Below are 16,131 nucleotides of genomic sequence, written 5' to 3'. Positions count from 1 at the left end.
AAAAAATCCTTCTTTGGAACCAAGTACGGAAAAACAAGGTTTTAAATATTTTAGGATGAGAGTAATAAAAGAGCGTTAGCCAGGCATAATTAAGGACATAAAAAGACTTGACAGACCTTCATGAAGTTCAAAATAGATTTAAAATTAAATTTAAGTTACTAACTTATATTTTCGATTGAACTTTAAAGAAAATTTCGTGATGATTCAGCAAAAAACTTTTGAGAAACCGAGGTGGAAGAATTGGAGCTTGAGATTTATAAACTGTAATTGCTCGCTTTTTTTCTTCTAAGACAGAATTAATACATAATCGATAAGCACCAGTTAAATCAGAAAATCTTAATTTGATAAATAATGGCGATAACCAAAATATCCAAATGGGATATTGCAGTATTTCCAACTCTATTTGTGATTGTTCAATTGCGGCTTTAACAAATTTATAAGTACATTCGTGGTCTGGATGATTATCTTTTCGATGAGGAACATAAATTTCCCCTGGTTTAAAAGTTTGTATTAGTTCAACAATAGACTTAATAGTATTTTCATATTTCTCACTAGTTAGATGGCTTAAAGTAGAATCTGTCAGGTTAAAAAAGTGAATATCTGATACTTCTACCCCTAAAATATGTAAAGCTGTTGTTGCTTCTTGTTTACGAACTTGAATAAGATTCTCTGGTGGTTTAATCCAAGGAGTTGCTGTATGCGATTTTTGCCCATCGGTTAAAAAGATAACTTTAATTGGAATTCCCATTTCACGTTTAAGAGCAATTAAACCACCACAACCTAAAGTTTCATCATCTTGATGGGGGGAGAATATTATTGCTGATTTTTGATTAACTGATAAAGGCTGGCTTCTAAAGTTTAATAGCCATTGATGAATAATGTAAGCATGAATATAAAGAGGATTAAATATAGGAATATCACCCACTTTATAAAAAACTTTTGTCAGATACATGATAATTTGCATAGCATTTTAACCCTGAAATCGAGAAACGATACGGAACACAACTGGGACAAATATTAGAGTAAAAATAGTAGAGAGTGAAAGCCCACCGATAACGGCGATCGCTAACGGCTTTTGTAATTCTGCCCCTGCACCTAAACCCAAAGCTAAAGGCAGTAAACCCAGAATAGTACAGAGTGTGGTCATCAAAATTGGTCGCAGTCGGACACGACCAGCTTCAAGTAAAGCAGATTCTACAGAATGACCTTCTAAACGCAAACGGTTGGTATATTCCAACAAAATAATTCCGTTTTTTACCACTAAACCCACCAGCAAAATAATCCCCATAAACGATGAAACATTCAGTGGTGTCTGAGTAACCCACAAACTCAGCACTACTCCTAAAAGCGCTAAAGGAATTGTCGTAAAAATTACTAGTGGTTGTAATAAGTCACGGAACTGTATAACCAGCACCAAATAGACTAGCAATACTCCTAAACCCATGACCATCAGTAATTGTGAGAAAGACTGCTGCTGAGAAGCAATTAATCCACCTACTGAGAGTATGTAGCCTTGAGGTAGCTTGAATCCGGCTAATTTTTTATTGATATCTTGGACAACCGAACCGAGATCGCGTTTTTCCACACCACCTGTAAAGGAAACGTAACGCTGCTGATTCTCACGCAGAATCGCTTCTTCGCCTGTTGTTGGTTTAATCTTAGCTACAGCAGAAAGCGGTAATGTAGTGCCATTTGTACCGACAATTGGGATTTGGTCTAGTTGTTGCGGATCTCGACGCACACTGTCTAAAAGGTGAACCCGCACATCTACTAACTTATCACCCTGACGAATCTGAGTCGCTACCCGTCCAAACAAGCCATCCTGTACTTGCTGTGCAACCTCTGATTCTGCCAATCCTAACTGTCCGGCTTGTATGGAATCAACGTGCATATCTAATTGTGGTAAGATTACTCCTCCACTAGACACCAAGTCTACTAAACCAGGAATATTATCAATACGGGCTTGAACTTGCTCTCCTAATTTACGCAGAATACCTGGTTCTTCGCCAAAAATTCGCACTTCTACAGGACTAGCCGCACCAGAAAGGTCGTTAAGTTCATCTTGTAGGATTTGGTGAAAGTCAATATTTAACTGGGGTAACTTTTTAGAAATATCTTCCCGTTGAGCTTCGATAATATTAAAGACTTGGCGTTGACGCTGCCCCAGTGGTTTGAGGACGACAATAATATCACCTTTATTCGGCTGAGTCGCAAATAAACCATTTTCTGCACCTGTACGTCGCGTCCAATTTGTTACTTCAGGAGTTTTGCCGATAATTTCTTCCAATTGGCGTGCGAGAAAGTCCGTTTCAGTTAAGGATGTTCCCGGCGGTGTGAGGTAATCAATGATGTAGCTGCCTTCATCAAAGGTTGGTAAAAAATCCGAACCTAGCTGAGTAAATAATACTGCCCCTACTGCTAGTAAAGACAGTGCGATCGCACCAACCCAACGCGCTTTCCCAAACACAACACGCAATAACCGTGTATAAGCATTGTCCAGCTTGACTAACAATTTGGGTTCTGAGTGATTTGATTGACGCCGCAGCCAGCTTGCAGCCAGTAGAGGAGTGAGAGTCAGCGCCAACAGTAGAGAGAAACCAACCGCAGCAGTTAAGGTAGTGGTCAAACTAGTAAAAAACTGTCCGACAACACCTGATAACAGTCCCAAAGGCAGAAACACTGCTACTGTGGTGATCGTGGAACTAATCACGGGTTCAGTTAATTCAGCCATTGCTACGGCTACGGCTGCGGTTGAGTTCAAGTTTTTTTGGAGTTGGCGGTCGATGTTTTCAATTACCACAATCGCATCATCAATTACCAAGCCGATCGCTACCGCTAGTCCTCCCAAAGACATGAGATTCAGACTTTGACCAACGAAGGATAACACCCCAAAGGCAGCAAGTGCAGACAGAGGAATAGTGATGGCAGCAATTACTGTACTGCGCCATTCTCGTAAGAATACGTATAGTACAATGATAATCAGGACAATACCAATAGCAATAGAATCGCGGACATTAGCGATCGCGTCTACAACTAATCCGGATTCATCGTAAGCTTTAACGATTTGCACTCCTGGCGGCAAGCTTTTTTCCAACGATTTAATTTCCTGCTGTACTGCCTCAGCTACAGCTACAACATTACTATTCGGTTGACGGAAGATATTTAGTGTTAATCCTGGTTTCCCCTTAGCACTAACAATTTGAGTGCGGTCAGCCTCACCCAAAGAAACTTGTCCCAAATCCTCTAAAAATATAGGTTTACCAGCACCTTTCGTCGTTACCACAATCCCTATGAGCGCAGACGGGTCTATTGGCTGACCATTAGTAACTATTAAATTTTGCTGGTAGTTACTATCTAGTTTACCTACTGCTTGATTCTGAGTTGAACGCCCAATCGTGTCGGCAACTTGTGATAAACTCAAACCATAATTTTGCAAGCGATTCGGGTCAATCTGCACCTCCACTTCCGGGATATTTCCGCCTTGAAGATTGACAAGGGCAACACCTGCAACTCTGCTTAAATAAGGCAAGATTTGATACTGAGTAATCGAGTATAGATCTGTTTGGGCTAAAGTATCGGTGGTGACGTTGTAGCTGAGTACCGGAAAAATTGCGGGGGTAACTCGCTCAACCGTAAGGTTAACGCCAGCTGGCAGGGTACTTCGTACTTGATTAATTTTGGCTTGCAATTGTTGGAGAGCCTGCTGCATATCGGTCGTGGGCTGAAACTCTATTGAGAGTTCTGTAGAGCCACGGGCAGTCTTTGAGTGTATCTTCTGGACACCATAAACTTGGTTAGCAGCTACTTCTAAAGGGCGAGTCACGGTGAGGACTACCTGTTCTGGGGCAACATTCCCAGCTTCAGCAATTACGGCAATCCGAGGAAAGGATAATTCCGGATACACTCCACTGGGCAGATTACTGTAAGCTAATATACCTAAAATTGCCATGAACACAAATATTAGGTAAATCGCTTTTGCTTGAGATTGTAGTAGTTTGGTAAAACGAATCATTGTTTCACCTCTTGTATAAGAGTACTATCTGCCAATCCGTAAGCCCCTTTAGCTACCACTTTTTCATTACCTATTAATCCTGACACAATCTCAACGCGGGAAGCAAAGCGATCGCCACTCGTTACATCATTATGCTGGATACCAATTTGCACTTTTTTTCTTTCCAACTTCCCAGCTTTGACGGTATAAATCATCCGTCCATTGGGATTTTCTGGGTCTGAAACCAACGCTGTTTGGGGCACTGTAATTGCTGCTTGATGAATATCTGTAATAATAGACACAGTGACAATTTGGTTTTCTTTTAACCGCCCGCCAGAATTGTCAACGCGGATTTGGATATTCCGGGTATTACTCTGGGGATCGACAATTGGATTAACAGCCGTGACAACACTGGAATAGCTTCCGTCGGTTAAGCTGAGGATTTTGGCGCTTTGACCAACACGAACATTAGCTTTTTTGTCGGCGCTGATATTGGCATTGACTATCACTTTTGATAAGTTTACGACCTGAATGACTGGTATAGTAGGGTCAGTGGTATCACCAATATTCAAAAAGCGGTTAGCTACAACTCCAGCAATGGGGCTGCGGAGATCAGTAAAGCTGAGTTGAGTTTGGGCTTGCTCGCGGGAAGCATTAACCTGTTTCTCTTGAGCAATTGCAGCAGCAAGTTGAGCTTGGGCTGTTTCCAATTGAGATTGAGCGGCAATCACATCTTTTTCGGGCGCGACTTGTTGTACAGCTGCTTGGGCAGTGCTCAAAGCAGCTTGAGCCGTTTCGATTTGATTTTGGGCGGCAATCAAGTCTTTTTTGGGTGTTATGCCTTCTTTAAAGAGTTTTTGTTGTCGTTGTAAGTTATTTTGGGCAAAAGTGAGATTGCTTTGAGCTTGAGCAACACCTCCTCTTGCTCCTTGGATACCGGGATCTGTGAGTTTTTGCGTCGGATTAAGAGCTTCATTGTAGAGGCGGCGCGATCGCTCTAAATTCTTCTGTGCAAGTTTCCAAGCCGTGCGTGCTTGAGCAACACCCGCTTGGGCTGAACGTAACGCTGCTGTTGCTTGGTTTACCTGATCGAGACTTTGACGATTATCCAGACGAGCTATTATCTGCCCTTTAGCCACCTGCTGACCAGGTACTACGGTGACGGCTACAAGTTTTCCGGCTACAGCTGGGCTAAGTTTAGCACTCATATTAGGAGAAGCGCTAACTGTGCCGCGAATGTTGACTACCACAGGTATATCCTGGCGTTGCACGTCAACAACAGGTAAGGATACTACAGGAGGGGTTTCAGTGGCTGTTGGGTCTTTCCCTTGACAACCAATTAGCAACAGCATCAGCAAGATAGTGGTAAAGATGTTTGGCAAGGGAAGTTTCCCCGGCAAACACCCCGCTTGTTTAAGGTGTTTTGAGGACATCGGTGTTCTGAATCACAGACAGAGGTAGATTAACGGCTTGCTCTAGTGCGCCTAAAGCCGTCTGGTAAGCGAGGATATCAGTGTAGAAGTTATCAAACACAGCTTGCACAGACTGCTGTGTGAGTAAAGCATCACTCAAACCAGTTTGACCATACTCATAGCTTTTACGGGATAAATTGAGAACTTCTAGAGCTTGCGGTAATAAAACTGTGCGATCGCGTTCTAATACTCGTTGGGTACTCACGATATTTTCGTAGGCTATCGCCACCTCAGAATCAACTTGTGATTCTAGAGCTGCGTTCTGTGCTTCGGCCACAGAAAGATTAGCACGAGCTTGTCTAACTCCACTCCCTCCGCTATTGAGCAAAGGCAGATCCACTCGCACACCCAAAATAACAGCCGTTGTCGTCGTAGGAGGTGGCGCACCATCTGTACTTAAACCAGGGTCCCAAACATAAGATGCTGCCAAGGTGATATCTGGAATACGGGCTGAGTGAGCCACTTGAATCTGTTTATTATTAACTTGTATTTGTTGTTGAGCTAGAGCTAAATCTAATCGTGACGCTTTTGCTAACTTTTTTAACACCCTTAAATCTCGAAGCTTTGTTAAAGTTGCCAATCCTTGCTGTGAGTCTTTCCCAGAAAATCGGAACGCCTCGCCATCCACTAAGTTAATCACTGTGTCAGTAGGTTGACCCAAAAGCGTACTCAGACGAATGCTAGCCTGACGAAGGCGGTTAATTGCTGGTTCCAATTTTTGCTGTGCTTGAGTAAATGCAAACTCAGCTTGGACAACATCTGCTTGTGCCACATCATTTGCTTGAAAACGTATCTTAGCAATATCAACAAGTTGTTTGTTAATAGCAAGAGATTGTTCTGTATTCTGCTGCGCTCCTTGAGTGATCGCTAACTCTGCATAAGCCTGACGTAGCTGAATACGAATTTGCCAACGTAAAGAGTCTAACTGTAACTGGGCTTGTTGCACCTGGGAGTTGGCTAAAGCTAGACGTGCTCCGCGTTTACCGCCCAGTTCAATCAGTTGCTCGATACCAATAATACGCTTAGTTTCAGCTTGACCAAAAGGTATATCTATTGCTACTCGTGGATTTGGTATAACTCCGGCGACGGCGACTCCTGTTTGAGCAACAGAAATACTGCGCTGTGCTGCCAGCAATTGAGGATTATTTGCTTCAGCTTGATTTATTGCCGTCTCCAAGGTGAGGTTTAATACTCTAGCTATCTGAGCAAAAACTGGCAAGGAAACGGATAAACATACTAGCGACTCAATTGTTATGCATAAAGACAATACTAATACACGTGACACCCGCAGTCATACTCCTGTTATCACAACCATCACGGCTAAAATTGATGTTCAACTTTTTACCAAAAACACCCGTTAGTAAATTCGTAGCCGAAATACGCCCACTGGGATATCTGCATTCAGCCCCACAAGCCTGACAGAAACCGGATAGAGCCAAGAATTAGAAGTTCCTGAGATTAAGACACGATTGAGATCAATGTTGAGTTCAGTTCCAGGAGCTACCTGTTGAGGGAAAGCAATTGTAATGGTTCTGCCATTGACAGTAATATTGGCAGCAATTTTTTGACCAGACTGGTCAGATAAGTTGATGTCATTCCTTACAGTTAAACCTTGAGGTACAGCAATAGTCATCTGGGATAAAGCTCTGCTATCTTGAGGAATTTTTAACTGGAAAGAATCTCTGACAACTTTCGCCTTATTTTGAGGAAATTGCACAGCTCCAACAATGTAAGGAAATCTGCTATTTTTCATTATAGTTATGCCATAGGCAGCGGATGATAAAGACGCAATTGTTAAAGTTAATGCAACAGCATGAATTAGCTTTTTCATGTTAACCTTCCTGAAAAAGGTAGTGAGCAAATTTACTCTAAATAACAAAAGTTAAGAGCTTGAAAATTTAGTACAATATTATTGACATCAATCAGTAATTTCTGGTAATTAGTTGCACTTTATACAATAAAAGTAAAGAACTCGAAAAGATTTACCTGAATTTGTTAAGCGTAGGTTTACAGGCTTTGGATTTATATGGAAGGGCAGAACTATAAAAGCGATCGCGCAAACTGACAAGTCAGTGCTTGTGCGATCACTTGATATTATTTTCACCCTGATACTTGTCTCAGTTATCTTTCGTCTAGTTTATTAATTCCGCCCATAGTTGATGATTACTAACATAGGTTTGAATTATTACTGATCTAAGTGGTATGCCTGTAGTCATACCAACACCTCTAAAAGAAACAGAGTATACTAAAGTCTGTGCTTCACCTGGATTTTCAATACCTTTGAGAGAAACTGTCAGTGTAGTACCGGGAGTTACAGGTTGAGAAAAAGTAGCCGTAAATGTGCGGTTGCTATAAGACTTACACAAAAATACACATGCTCTGGAACAATTTGTGTAGACGCATTCGCGGAGCATCTCATAGAGAAGCGGCTGATCGCAGGGTATTGGTTCTAGTGAATAAAGCCCAGATTCACATAGAATTAGTATAAGTTATTAACTTTTATTGTCCAATATATAAATCATCAATAATTACAAAGATTTAAATGAAAAAGAAGCATCCCCCTGGTTTAGTAGCAATCATCATTTATAAGGGCTTCGTTGCTTTACTACTGGCTGCAACATCTCTAGTTTTACTTTTAGCTCTGAAAAATTACGAAACTCTGGTAACACTCTCCCAATCGTATGTTTTAGAAGGAAAACTGGAGATTATTGAATGGCTATTAGAGAAAGTTATCAATCTCAAACGTTCGACATTAAAATTTAGTGGCATAGCTGTGGGAATTTATGCTTTAGTAACCGCAATCGAATCTGTAGGTTTGTGGTATGAAAAAACTTGAGCAAAGATATTAGTTATTGGATTAGTTACTATTAGTATACCTCCCGAAATATTTGAGTTAATTAAAGGGGTAACAATTTTAAAAGTTTTAGTATTTATGGTTAATATAGCTGTATTGTGGTATTTAATAAGAAAATTTTACAAGCATTAATTAAGTGAACCTACTGGTAAACGCACAGTAAAACAACTACCAATTCCCAATTGACTTGTGGCAGTAATTAATCCTCCGTGATTCTCAGCAATAGCTTGGGCAATAGCCAATCCCAAACCAGAACCACCAGAATTATAAGAACGTGATTTATCTGCTCGCCAAAAACGCTCGAAAATATTTTCTAAATCTCCTGGTGCAATTCCTACACCCGTATCTTGGACATTAACTACTAAATGGGAAACACTAAGATTAGCTATGATTTCTATTATCCCTTTTGACGGTGTGTAATATATAGCGTTTTGAATTAAGTTACTAAATAATCGTGTTATCTGATTCAGATCGCCTAACAGATAAAGCTTTTCATTAAATTGACTTTTCAGATGAATTTTTTTAGCCACTGCTTGCGGCTGATATAATTGCACTAAGTTATTTAAAATTGAACTAAGATTAACAGTTTCTTTAATGTGGTTAGGAATATTATCATGACGAGCTAAAAATAGTAAGTCTTCTGTAAGTCGAGTCATTTGGTTAGTAGCACTAGAAATAGCCTGAAATTTTTCTGCGTCAGTTTCTCGCATTCCTTCTCGATACTTAAGTGCTACCCCTGCATTACTTTTAATCGCCATTAAAGGACTGCGGAGTTCATGGGAAGCGTCAGCAGTAAACTGTTTTAACCGTTCAAAGCTTTCTTCAATTGGTTGCATCGCTTGACGAGTTAACCAAACTCCACCTGCACCACTAATAATCAAAGCTACAACAATTCCACCGCCTAACCCCAAATCTAATTTATTTAAAGTTTCATCGAATTCTTCTAGGGATTGACTTGCTATTACATATCCAATGAACTGTTTATCATCACTATTAATAATGGCTAAAGTAACAGATTGAATACGATTTTTACCAACTGGATTAATTTGTTCTCCTTCTTTTACATGAGTAGGCAATTTTAATATATCTCGTCCCTGTTTTGCAATGAGATTACCTTTAGTATCAAACCAGTTTAATTCTTGATAATTTTTAAACATTTTATCTTGAGGGAAGTCATTTTCAATTCTAAGTTTACCGTTATCAAACTCGGCATTAGCAGCACCAACTTGTGCTAATGCAGCAAGTTTTTGTGTTTGTTGTTTATAGAGGCTATGGGTAAAGACAATCCGAACAGCAATTGCAAATCCACCTAAGATTAATGATAAAACGATTAAATAAGATAAAAGTAAACGACGGCGAATTTTTTCAAACATCAGCTAAATTTGCATTTATTTAGGACACAGGCGATAACCAAAACCATAAATAGTTTCAATAAAATCCTCTGAACTTCCTAGCGCTTTGAGTTTCTTTCTTAAATTTGTTATGTGAGTTTTAACGGTTTCTTCCCCAGATAATTTATCAAACTCCCACAATTTATCTAAAATTGCCGAGCGAGTTAAAACTTGAGTAGGATTTTTCAAAAAGTATTCTAATATCATGTATTCTTTATGTGTTAATGATAAAACTTTACTTGCATAAGTTACATGATAATTATTAGGGTCTAATTGTAAATCACCGTGAATTAAAATTAGTTGATGAGTTTCTGGGCTTCTCCGACATAAAGCTCTAATTCGTGCTGCTAATTCTTCTAGTTCAAATGGTTTAACTAAATAATCATCTGCACCAGCATCAAGTCCAATTATTTTATCTGGTGTTGTATCTCGTGCTGTCAACATCAAAATGAAAGTATTACATTTAGCAGCACGTAACCGTTTACATAGAGTAATTCCATCTAAGCGCGGCAACATTAAATCTAATAAAATTAAATCATAATTACCTGCTTGGGCATATTCCCAACCTTCAATCCCATCACAAGCAATATCAACAGCATGATGCTGGTGTTTTAAATCTTCGGCTAAGGGTTTAGCGATGCGATCGTCATCTTCAATTATTAAAATTCGCATATCTTTATACTATGGTCATCTATCTGCTTAAACTCATTACTCAATTGAGTGACGCGCTTTTTTCTCCTTTCGCACGGAAAAGAATAGGACAACTGCCAGCAGGATAAAGGCGATCGCCGAAGCATACTCCCTTGGCAGTGATAGACCGCCATCATTTGACTGGTTTAGTGAGAAAATCTCCGAAGGTGGCTCCGAAGGGACGCGTGAAGATGAACGCGAGCCAGAATAGGAGGATATCGTTCAACTTTGTTAAGTAGTGAAGGGCGATGACAACACCAATGACGCTAGCTGTCACAAATGCGCCCTGAATATAGCTCAGTCCTAAGTTGCTTGTTAGAAAGTCACCAAAGGCCGTTCCTAAACTGTTGGAGAACACGACAGCCAGCCAATAAGTGATCTCTGCGTCTTTCCTCACGATCGGATAAACGCTCAAATCTCGATCCCGGTAGTACCAGATGGCAAGAACGCTCAACAGACCGGCTACCAGGATAAGCGATCCAACTGCGTAGCCCAGCCCGAATGATCGATCCATCAAGTCTGAAACTTCGGTTCCAGCTGTAGTTGTCGCAATGATGGCCACCCAGTAAAGGACTGGACGATATCTGTCGGATTGAATTTGAAAAAATAGGAGAATAGCCAGGATGGCAAAGGTTATAGCAAAGCCTATGTAATACCCCAGCCCAAGAGTCATTGAGATGAAGTCACCTACCGTCTCACCGAGGGTTGTGGCGATAATCTTCATGATCCAGAAGAAAATTGTAACTTTTGCAACTTTGTTCATTTCTTTTCCACAATAAAAAAATAGCAAGTCATGATAATTCAGATTAGCGATCGCTAATCTGAATTATCAGTAAATCGACAGTAAGGCTGGTTTCTTCTGCTTAAGGCTTAAGTAAATAACCAGACTAGCGATTCTAGACAGAAAAAGGATACTGGTTCCGACCCTACCAAAACCTTCATTTGTAGCAGCAGAATAGCCCCATGAGCAACTGCTCAAACTTTGTTAATTGTGCCTAGCCTGTGTGCCATTCCCACATAGGCAGTTACTTTGTATGCTGCCTCCTTGCATAATGATATTTTCTATGATGTTTCAAAGGATACTTAGTTTGATTTATTCTGTGCGTTCTTGTCACAGACACTCTTCTAAGATCACTAGCTTCTCTATCGCCATCTTCATGACTACTATCACGATCGTGAGGGCTATCCACTTCAGCAATTTGGACACCGTTAGCAGACTTTGGTATAGCTAAAAGATGAGATGGTAATTGATAGGCATAAGTTGTTTGGATATAACCACCAAATACCAAAATGCTTACAACAATAGTTGACAGAATAGTTTTGGGGTAATTTTTCATAAGCCAAAGTCTTTTGCAATTCAAGTCAGTAATTCAACAGTAGACATTAAAAGTTAAGAACTGGAAAAGATTTTCCTAACTATTTCAACCAAATTTGACATAAATTAAATGACTATCAATAATCCCACTAGAGAAACTGTTTAGACGGTACGATCGCTATTATTAGCGGGACAATATGGTTTTTAATTGCTAACTGCATTATCATCCCTTTTTTTGGTAGCGAAGCAGCGTTACTTACACGTCATCTTTATCCCTATTTAGGAAATTTATTTTCCGCGATGCTACAAACATTACTTTTTCAACCTAAAATCAGTATCATGTATTATTTGATTGATAGTGATATTAGAGTAAAGTTATTAGCGGTGCCTAGAACCTTATATTCAGATAAAATTATTTGCTGTAAAGTCGGACGATCTAATAATAAATAAGATTGATGATAAAATTGTTCTTTTAAAACAGCAACAAAAGCAGAAATTACTTTGCAATCGCTATAGAAATCTAAACTAGGACGATTATAAGCAAATGAGCTATAGATTTTTGTTCCTGGTAAGACGTGTTGACGAATTAATGCTGCAACTGGTTTGACTGGAAAAGTTTCTTTTAATTCCCAAATCCAAGATTGCGAACTTACCAGCAGAATTAAAACTAAATACATCCCTGTAAATAAAACTGGAATAAATTTGCGATCGCGCTGTTTAACTAGCCATGCTGCGATGCTCATACTTATTGCTAAAAGAAAGCTCATGACTATCAAAATAGGCTCTTTCTTAATAAGAAAGTAAACACAACCTCCTAAACCTGCAACAGCAATAATGGCCAGGAATATTGTCCAAGTTCGCACTCGGAAATCACAATTCTGCCAAACTTCGCTCAAATTAGCACCAATTGCCAAAGCTAAAAATGGATATACAGGCATGATATACCACGGAAGTTTAGTTCTCATAAAAGAAATAGTTCCTAAGTAAACAATTGTACCTAACAGAACTAAAGAACCCCAAGTAGTATGACGTTTTTTCCAAGCTAGATAAAGCCCTCCAGGTAAAAATAATAGCCACGGAAAACCATATTTGAGTAATTCAAATAAATAGTACCAAACAGGCCCGCTATGACCTTCAACAGGTTGTATTAAGCGGTCAAAGGCTTGAGCTTGAAAATGCACTTTTAAGAAAGTATTGCCATAATGTTGCAATTGAGCAGTATACCAAGCGATCGCTGGAGTATTTCCTAACAAAATCCCCACCCATAAATAGGGATTTTTTAACAAAGCTACTTGTCGATCTGCAAACAGAAATAAACAGGTGATCGCCCCCAACAGCAAAACTATCATTCCCTTAGTTAGAATAATTAACCCCAGACAAAATCCCACCCCTAGAGCATATCTTCGATTATGACGTGCCTTCAAAAGACAAAACAACAACAGCAAGAAAAAAGAAATAGTCATCCCATCTAACATTGCTAATCGTCCATGACGCACTACAGGCAACATTGTCAAGTAAACTAAAGCAGCAAATAGAGCCGGTAAACTTTGCTTAAAAGCCAAACGCCCCACCAAATAAAGCAAAGGCACTCCCACAGCAGTTAAAACCGCACCAGGTAAGCGTGTAGTTAACTCTTGCACTCCTCCTAGTTGGTAGCAGCAAGCAATTAACCATTGCATCAAAGGCGGTTTTAACAAAAATGGTTCTCTCTGAAGGGTGGGATAAAGCCAGTTTCCAGTACGGTAAATTTCTCTAGCAACTAGAGCGTAAGTACCTTCATCCCAGTCTCGCAAAGAGGAGTTTCCTAGAAATATCAGCCATATAACTAGAGATATTACCAGCAAGCTAAATAACCATTCTTTTTCTCGGAATAGATGCATATCTAAAATCAGGAGTAGTGGTTTTAAAAGGTTTTGGGGTAATTTTTCATGAGCCAAAGTCTTTTGCAATTCAAGTTAGTAATTCAACAGTAGACATTAAAAGTCAAGAACTTGAAAAGATTGGATTGTTCAACCAAAAAAAGATGTAGTTTCTGTCTGAAAACTTTCTTATAATTTTGTGTTTTGGAGTTCTGTATCAGAGAGTATTTCACCGTTTGCGATCGCTATCTAACAATGAGAAGGTTCAGATATATCGCCGCATAGTACATAAAATTTTCATCCGTGATGGTCAGATAGAATCCATCATTTTTCAAAACACCTCTTCTGTTACAGAGCAGAACCATGATGAATGTGCTTGAACTTATTCGACTAAAACAGTTAAGGTTTGAAGTTGCTTCCCAACTAGTTTTGCCGGAGTAGCAACCTGAAGACTTGAGTAAACCTAAATGCCCCAAATGCGATCGCAAAGGTTCTGCAACTTCCTACCAGAGTCAGGGAAAGGGAGTCATCAATTGTTAACTTTGTAAACCTCAAACAGTTCCCAGTGTCTGCGAGTGGGTGTTTTGGCTGCAATCATAGCGACAACTTTAATAATGCACGGGTGACAATATATAGGGCGATCGTACCGGGAATAAGCGATCGCAGTTTTCATTCCCCTAAAAACTGGGTGATGTATTGAAATTGTTGTAAAAACTGGCAATATACCCTGAAAATGCTTGATATTTAGTTACTAAAACAGAAACTGCGATCGCATCTCATACTCTGGCATTTCTCCATCCTGCGTAGGCGCTAGCCCGTCGTAGACATCGCACAGAATATAATTCTGCATTAAATCAAAAAAAGCGTAGAAGCTCTGCTTCTTGTCGCCAGACATCGCCCATTTTCTGTCTAAAGTGCCATCATCTTGCTGGTTTCTGCTCAACTTGGTAGCTCACCGAGTGGTAGGTAACACACAAACTATCCTATGATAAGTAGATTTGGTAATCTGATGTCTGTCTATGCCTGCTAACATTACTGATTTAGAGAAACGTTTATGGGAAGCAGCGGATAATGAAGCTTTTAAGTTGCTTCAAGAAAGAGAACGGCGAATTGAAGAATTACGCCAAAAAATTGCTGTGGGAACTGAACAAATCGAACAAGGTGAAGTAATTGATGGTGAGATAGTAATTGCCAGATTACAGGAAAAGTTATGGAAAGCTCGATAAAGTCAAAAATAATGAATCATGGAATTAAATATTGTAGGGTGTGTTATAAACTTTAGTTTTAACGCACCGAAAATATAGAATAGTGCGTTAGCCTGCGGCATAACACACCCTACAAAAATATAAAACTGTTACAGAGAAAAGTTGAATGGTTTTTAATTGGAAAGATTGCACATTAGGTGATGTTATAACGCTTCAAAGAGGGTTTGATTTACCTAGTAGTAAGCGACAAGATGGAAAGGTTCCAGTAGTTTCATCCTCAGGTATTAGTGGTTATCATAACGTTGCCAAAGTAAAAGCTCCAGGAGTTGTAACAGGTAGATACGGAACCCTTGGAGAAGTTTTTCACATAGACCAAGACTTTTGGCCATTAAACACAACTTTATATGTCAAAAACTTTAAAGATAATGATCATAAATTTATAAGTTACTTTTTAAAGACATTAAATCTCGCTCATCAAAATACCGCAGGTGCAGTACCTGGATTAAATCGGAATGCATTACATCTATTACCTGTCAAAATACCTTCTCTCCCCACGCAGAAGAAAATTGCTGCTATACTCTCAGCGTATGATGACCTAATAGAAAACAACACAAGACACATCAAAATATTAGAAGAAATGGCAGAAACCCTCTACCATGAGTGGTTTGTCAAATTCCGCTTCCCTGGTCATGAACATACCAAAATGGTTGATTCTGAATTGGGGTTAATCCCTGAAAGTTGGGAGGTAGCAAGCTTCACAGATATTGCTGATATTTTAAGTGGTGGAACTCCAAAGACAAAGATTCTTGAATATTGGAATGGAAATATTCCATTTTTTACACCAAAAGATGCACCAGATAATTTTTATGTAACAGAAACAGAAAAAAGTATTACAGAAATCGGGTTAAGTAAATGCAATAGCAAACTTTATCCAAAAAATATTGTATTTATAACTGCCAGAGGAACTGTAGGTAAGGCAGTAATGGCAGCAGTAGATATGGCAATGAATCAATCATGCTTTGCTTTGAGAGGAAAAGATGAAATTAATCAGTATTTTGTTTTACTAACTATAAAAAATCATGTGCAACATTTGCAAAAAGCTGCTAGTGGTGCGACTTTTGATGCAATTATCATAGATACATTCCGCAGATTACTAGTTATCAAACCAGACATACTATTAATTAATACATTTGGTCATTTGATGTCTCCAATGTTTGATTTAGTTCTAAATCTTATCCAGAAAAACTCCAACCTCCGCCGGTAGTGGTAAATATGTAGTGATAATAAAATTAGGCGCTATAACAAGAATTATAATGATGAATAAAATACCAAATAGCACCAATATGATTATCTA

14 protein-coding genes and 1 pseudogene are annotated in these 16,131 nt (G+C 39.2%); 3 read left to right on the top strand and 12 right to left on the bottom strand.

All coding sequences use genetic code 11. The annotated features are described in order from the left end of the window. Window positions 1–163: 163 nt before the first annotated feature. The 6 genes from V7K48_RS20675 to V7K48_RS20650 all read right to left on the bottom strand — a co-directional run bounded on the left by V7K48_RS20675 (window position 164) and on the right by V7K48_RS20650 (window position 7,829). Window positions 164–964 carry a PIG-L deacetylase family protein gene (locus tag V7K48_RS20675; protein WP_335075082.1) on the bottom strand — a complete coding sequence of 267 codons (801 nt, stop codon included), beginning with the start codon at window positions 962–964 and terminating at the stop codon, window positions 164–166. A gap of 6 nt (window positions 965–970) precedes the next feature. After that, window positions 971–4,012, bottom strand: coding sequence for an efflux RND transporter permease subunit (locus tag V7K48_RS20670; RefSeq protein ID WP_335075081.1), 3,042 nt, complete (start codon window positions 4,010–4,012; stop codon window positions 971–973). Then, the gene (locus V7K48_RS20665) at window positions 4,009–5,424 is read right to left on the bottom strand and encodes an efflux RND transporter periplasmic adaptor subunit (protein WP_335075080.1); all 1,416 of its coding nucleotides are present in this window, start codon (window positions 5,422–5,424) and stop codon (window positions 4,009–4,011) included. The genes V7K48_RS20670 and V7K48_RS20665 overlap by 4 nt, the downstream gene beginning before the upstream one ends. Next, window positions 5,405–6,748, bottom strand: a complete 1,344-nt coding sequence (locus tag V7K48_RS20660; RefSeq protein WP_335075079.1) for a TolC family protein — start codon at window positions 6,746–6,748, stop codon at window positions 5,405–5,407. The genes V7K48_RS20665 and V7K48_RS20660 overlap by 20 nt, the downstream gene beginning before the upstream one ends. 72 nt (window positions 6,749–6,820) lie before the next feature. Further along, window positions 6,821–7,294: a DUF2808 domain-containing protein gene (locus V7K48_RS20655; protein ID WP_335075078.1), complete on the bottom strand. Its 474-nt coding sequence runs from the start codon at window positions 7,292–7,294 to the stop codon at window positions 6,821–6,823. Between the two features lie 301 nt (window positions 7,295–7,595). Beyond that, window positions 7,596–7,829 (bottom strand): DUF2808 domain-containing protein, encoded by a 234-nt coding sequence (locus tag V7K48_RS20650; RefSeq protein WP_335075077.1) that lies wholly within the window; start codon window positions 7,827–7,829, stop codon window positions 7,596–7,598. A gap of 176 nt (window positions 7,830–8,005) precedes the next feature. Between V7K48_RS20650 and V7K48_RS20645 the strand changes: the two are divergent. Continuing rightward, window positions 8,006–8,449, top strand: a pseudogene (locus V7K48_RS20645) (DUF2127 domain-containing protein). Here V7K48_RS20645 and V7K48_RS20640 read toward each other — a convergent pair. The 6 genes from V7K48_RS20640 to V7K48_RS20615 all read right to left on the bottom strand — a co-directional run bounded on the left by V7K48_RS20640 (window position 8,446) and on the right by V7K48_RS20615 (window position 14,515). After that, window positions 8,446–9,690 (bottom strand): sensor histidine kinase, encoded by a 1,245-nt coding sequence (locus V7K48_RS20640; RefSeq protein ID WP_335075076.1) that lies wholly within the window; start codon window positions 9,688–9,690, stop codon window positions 8,446–8,448. The pseudogene V7K48_RS20645 and the gene V7K48_RS20640 sit on opposite strands and share 4 nt — an antisense overlap. A 15-nt stretch (window positions 9,691–9,705) precedes the next feature. Further along, window positions 9,706–10,380: a response regulator transcription factor gene (locus V7K48_RS20635; protein WP_335075075.1), complete on the bottom strand. Its 675-nt coding sequence runs from the start codon at window positions 10,378–10,380 to the stop codon at window positions 9,706–9,708. A gap of 151 nt (window positions 10,381–10,531) precedes the next feature. Next, entirely contained in the window at window positions 10,532–11,161 is a 630-nt protein-coding gene (locus V7K48_RS20630; protein ID WP_335075074.1) for a COG4705 family protein, read from the bottom strand. 262 nt (window positions 11,162–11,423) lie between these two features. Further along, window positions 11,424–11,735, bottom strand: coding sequence for a hypothetical protein (locus tag V7K48_RS20625; protein ID WP_335075073.1), 312 nt, complete (start codon window positions 11,733–11,735; stop codon window positions 11,424–11,426). A 322-nt stretch (window positions 11,736–12,057) separates the two neighbouring features. After that, window positions 12,058–13,593: an ArnT family glycosyltransferase gene (locus V7K48_RS20620; RefSeq protein ID WP_335075117.1), complete on the bottom strand. Its 1,536-nt coding sequence runs from the start codon at window positions 13,591–13,593 to the stop codon at window positions 12,058–12,060. Window positions 13,594–14,323: 730 nt separating this feature from the next. After that, entirely contained in the window at window positions 14,324–14,515 is a 192-nt protein-coding gene (locus tag V7K48_RS20615; RefSeq protein WP_335075072.1) for a hypothetical protein, read from the bottom strand. A 76-nt stretch (window positions 14,516–14,591) separates the two neighbouring features. Between V7K48_RS20615 and V7K48_RS20610 the strand changes: the two genes are divergently transcribed. Further along, entirely contained in the window at window positions 14,592–14,798 is a 207-nt protein-coding gene (locus tag V7K48_RS20610; protein WP_335075071.1) for a type II toxin-antitoxin system ParD family antitoxin, read from the top strand. A 145-nt stretch (window positions 14,799–14,943) separates the two neighbouring features. Further along, on the top strand, window positions 14,944–16,041 hold the full coding sequence (locus tag V7K48_RS20605; protein WP_335075070.1) for a restriction endonuclease subunit S: 1,098 nt from the start codon (window positions 14,944–14,946) through the stop codon (window positions 16,039–16,041). Window positions 16,042–16,131: the final 90 nt, after the last annotated feature.

The organism is Nostoc sp. (assembly GCF_036919615.1).
Lineage (GTDB): Bacteria > Cyanobacteriota > Cyanobacteriia > Cyanobacteriales > Nostocaceae > Nostoc.
The sequence above is the reverse complement of the archived record's forward strand: the minus strand, read 5'-3'. Positions and strand labels throughout refer to the sequence as shown.

Coding starts and splice junctions, on each gene's coding strand:
- V7K48_RS20675 (WP_335075082.1), bottom strand. CDS start 964: ATGCAAATTATCATGTATCTGACAAAAGTTTTTTATAAAGTGGGTGAT.
- V7K48_RS20665 (WP_335075080.1), bottom strand. CDS start 5,424: ATGTCCTCAAAACACCTTAAACAAGCGGGGTGTTTGCCGGGGAAACTT.
- V7K48_RS20605 (WP_335075070.1), top strand. CDS start 14,944: ATGGTTTTTAATTGGAAAGATTGCACATTAGGTGATGTTATAACGCTT.
- V7K48_RS20640 (WP_335075076.1), bottom strand. CDS start 9,690: ATGTTTGAAAAAATTCGCCGTCGTTTACTTTTATCTTATTTAATCGTT.
- V7K48_RS20630 (WP_335075074.1), bottom strand. CDS start 11,161: ATGAACAAAGTTGCAAAAGTTACAATTTTCTTCTGGATCATGAAGATT.
- V7K48_RS20635 (WP_335075075.1), bottom strand. CDS start 10,380: ATGCGAATTTTAATAATTGAAGATGACGATCGCATCGCTAAACCCTTA.
- V7K48_RS20625 (WP_335075073.1), bottom strand. CDS start 11,735: ATGAAAAATTACCCCAAAACTATTCTGTCAACTATTGTTGTAAGCATT.
- V7K48_RS20670 (WP_335075081.1), bottom strand. CDS start 4,012: ATGATTCGTTTTACCAAACTACTACAATCTCAAGCAAAAGCGATTTAC.
- V7K48_RS20610 (WP_335075071.1), top strand. CDS start 14,592: ATGCCTGCTAACATTACTGATTTAGAGAAACGTTTATGGGAAGCAGCG.
- V7K48_RS20655 (WP_335075078.1), bottom strand. CDS start 7,294: ATGAAAAAGCTAATTCATGCTGTTGCATTAACTTTAACAATTGCGTCT.
- V7K48_RS20620 (WP_335075117.1), bottom strand. CDS start 13,593: ATGCATCTATTCCGAGAAAAAGAATGGTTATTTAGCTTGCTGGTAATA.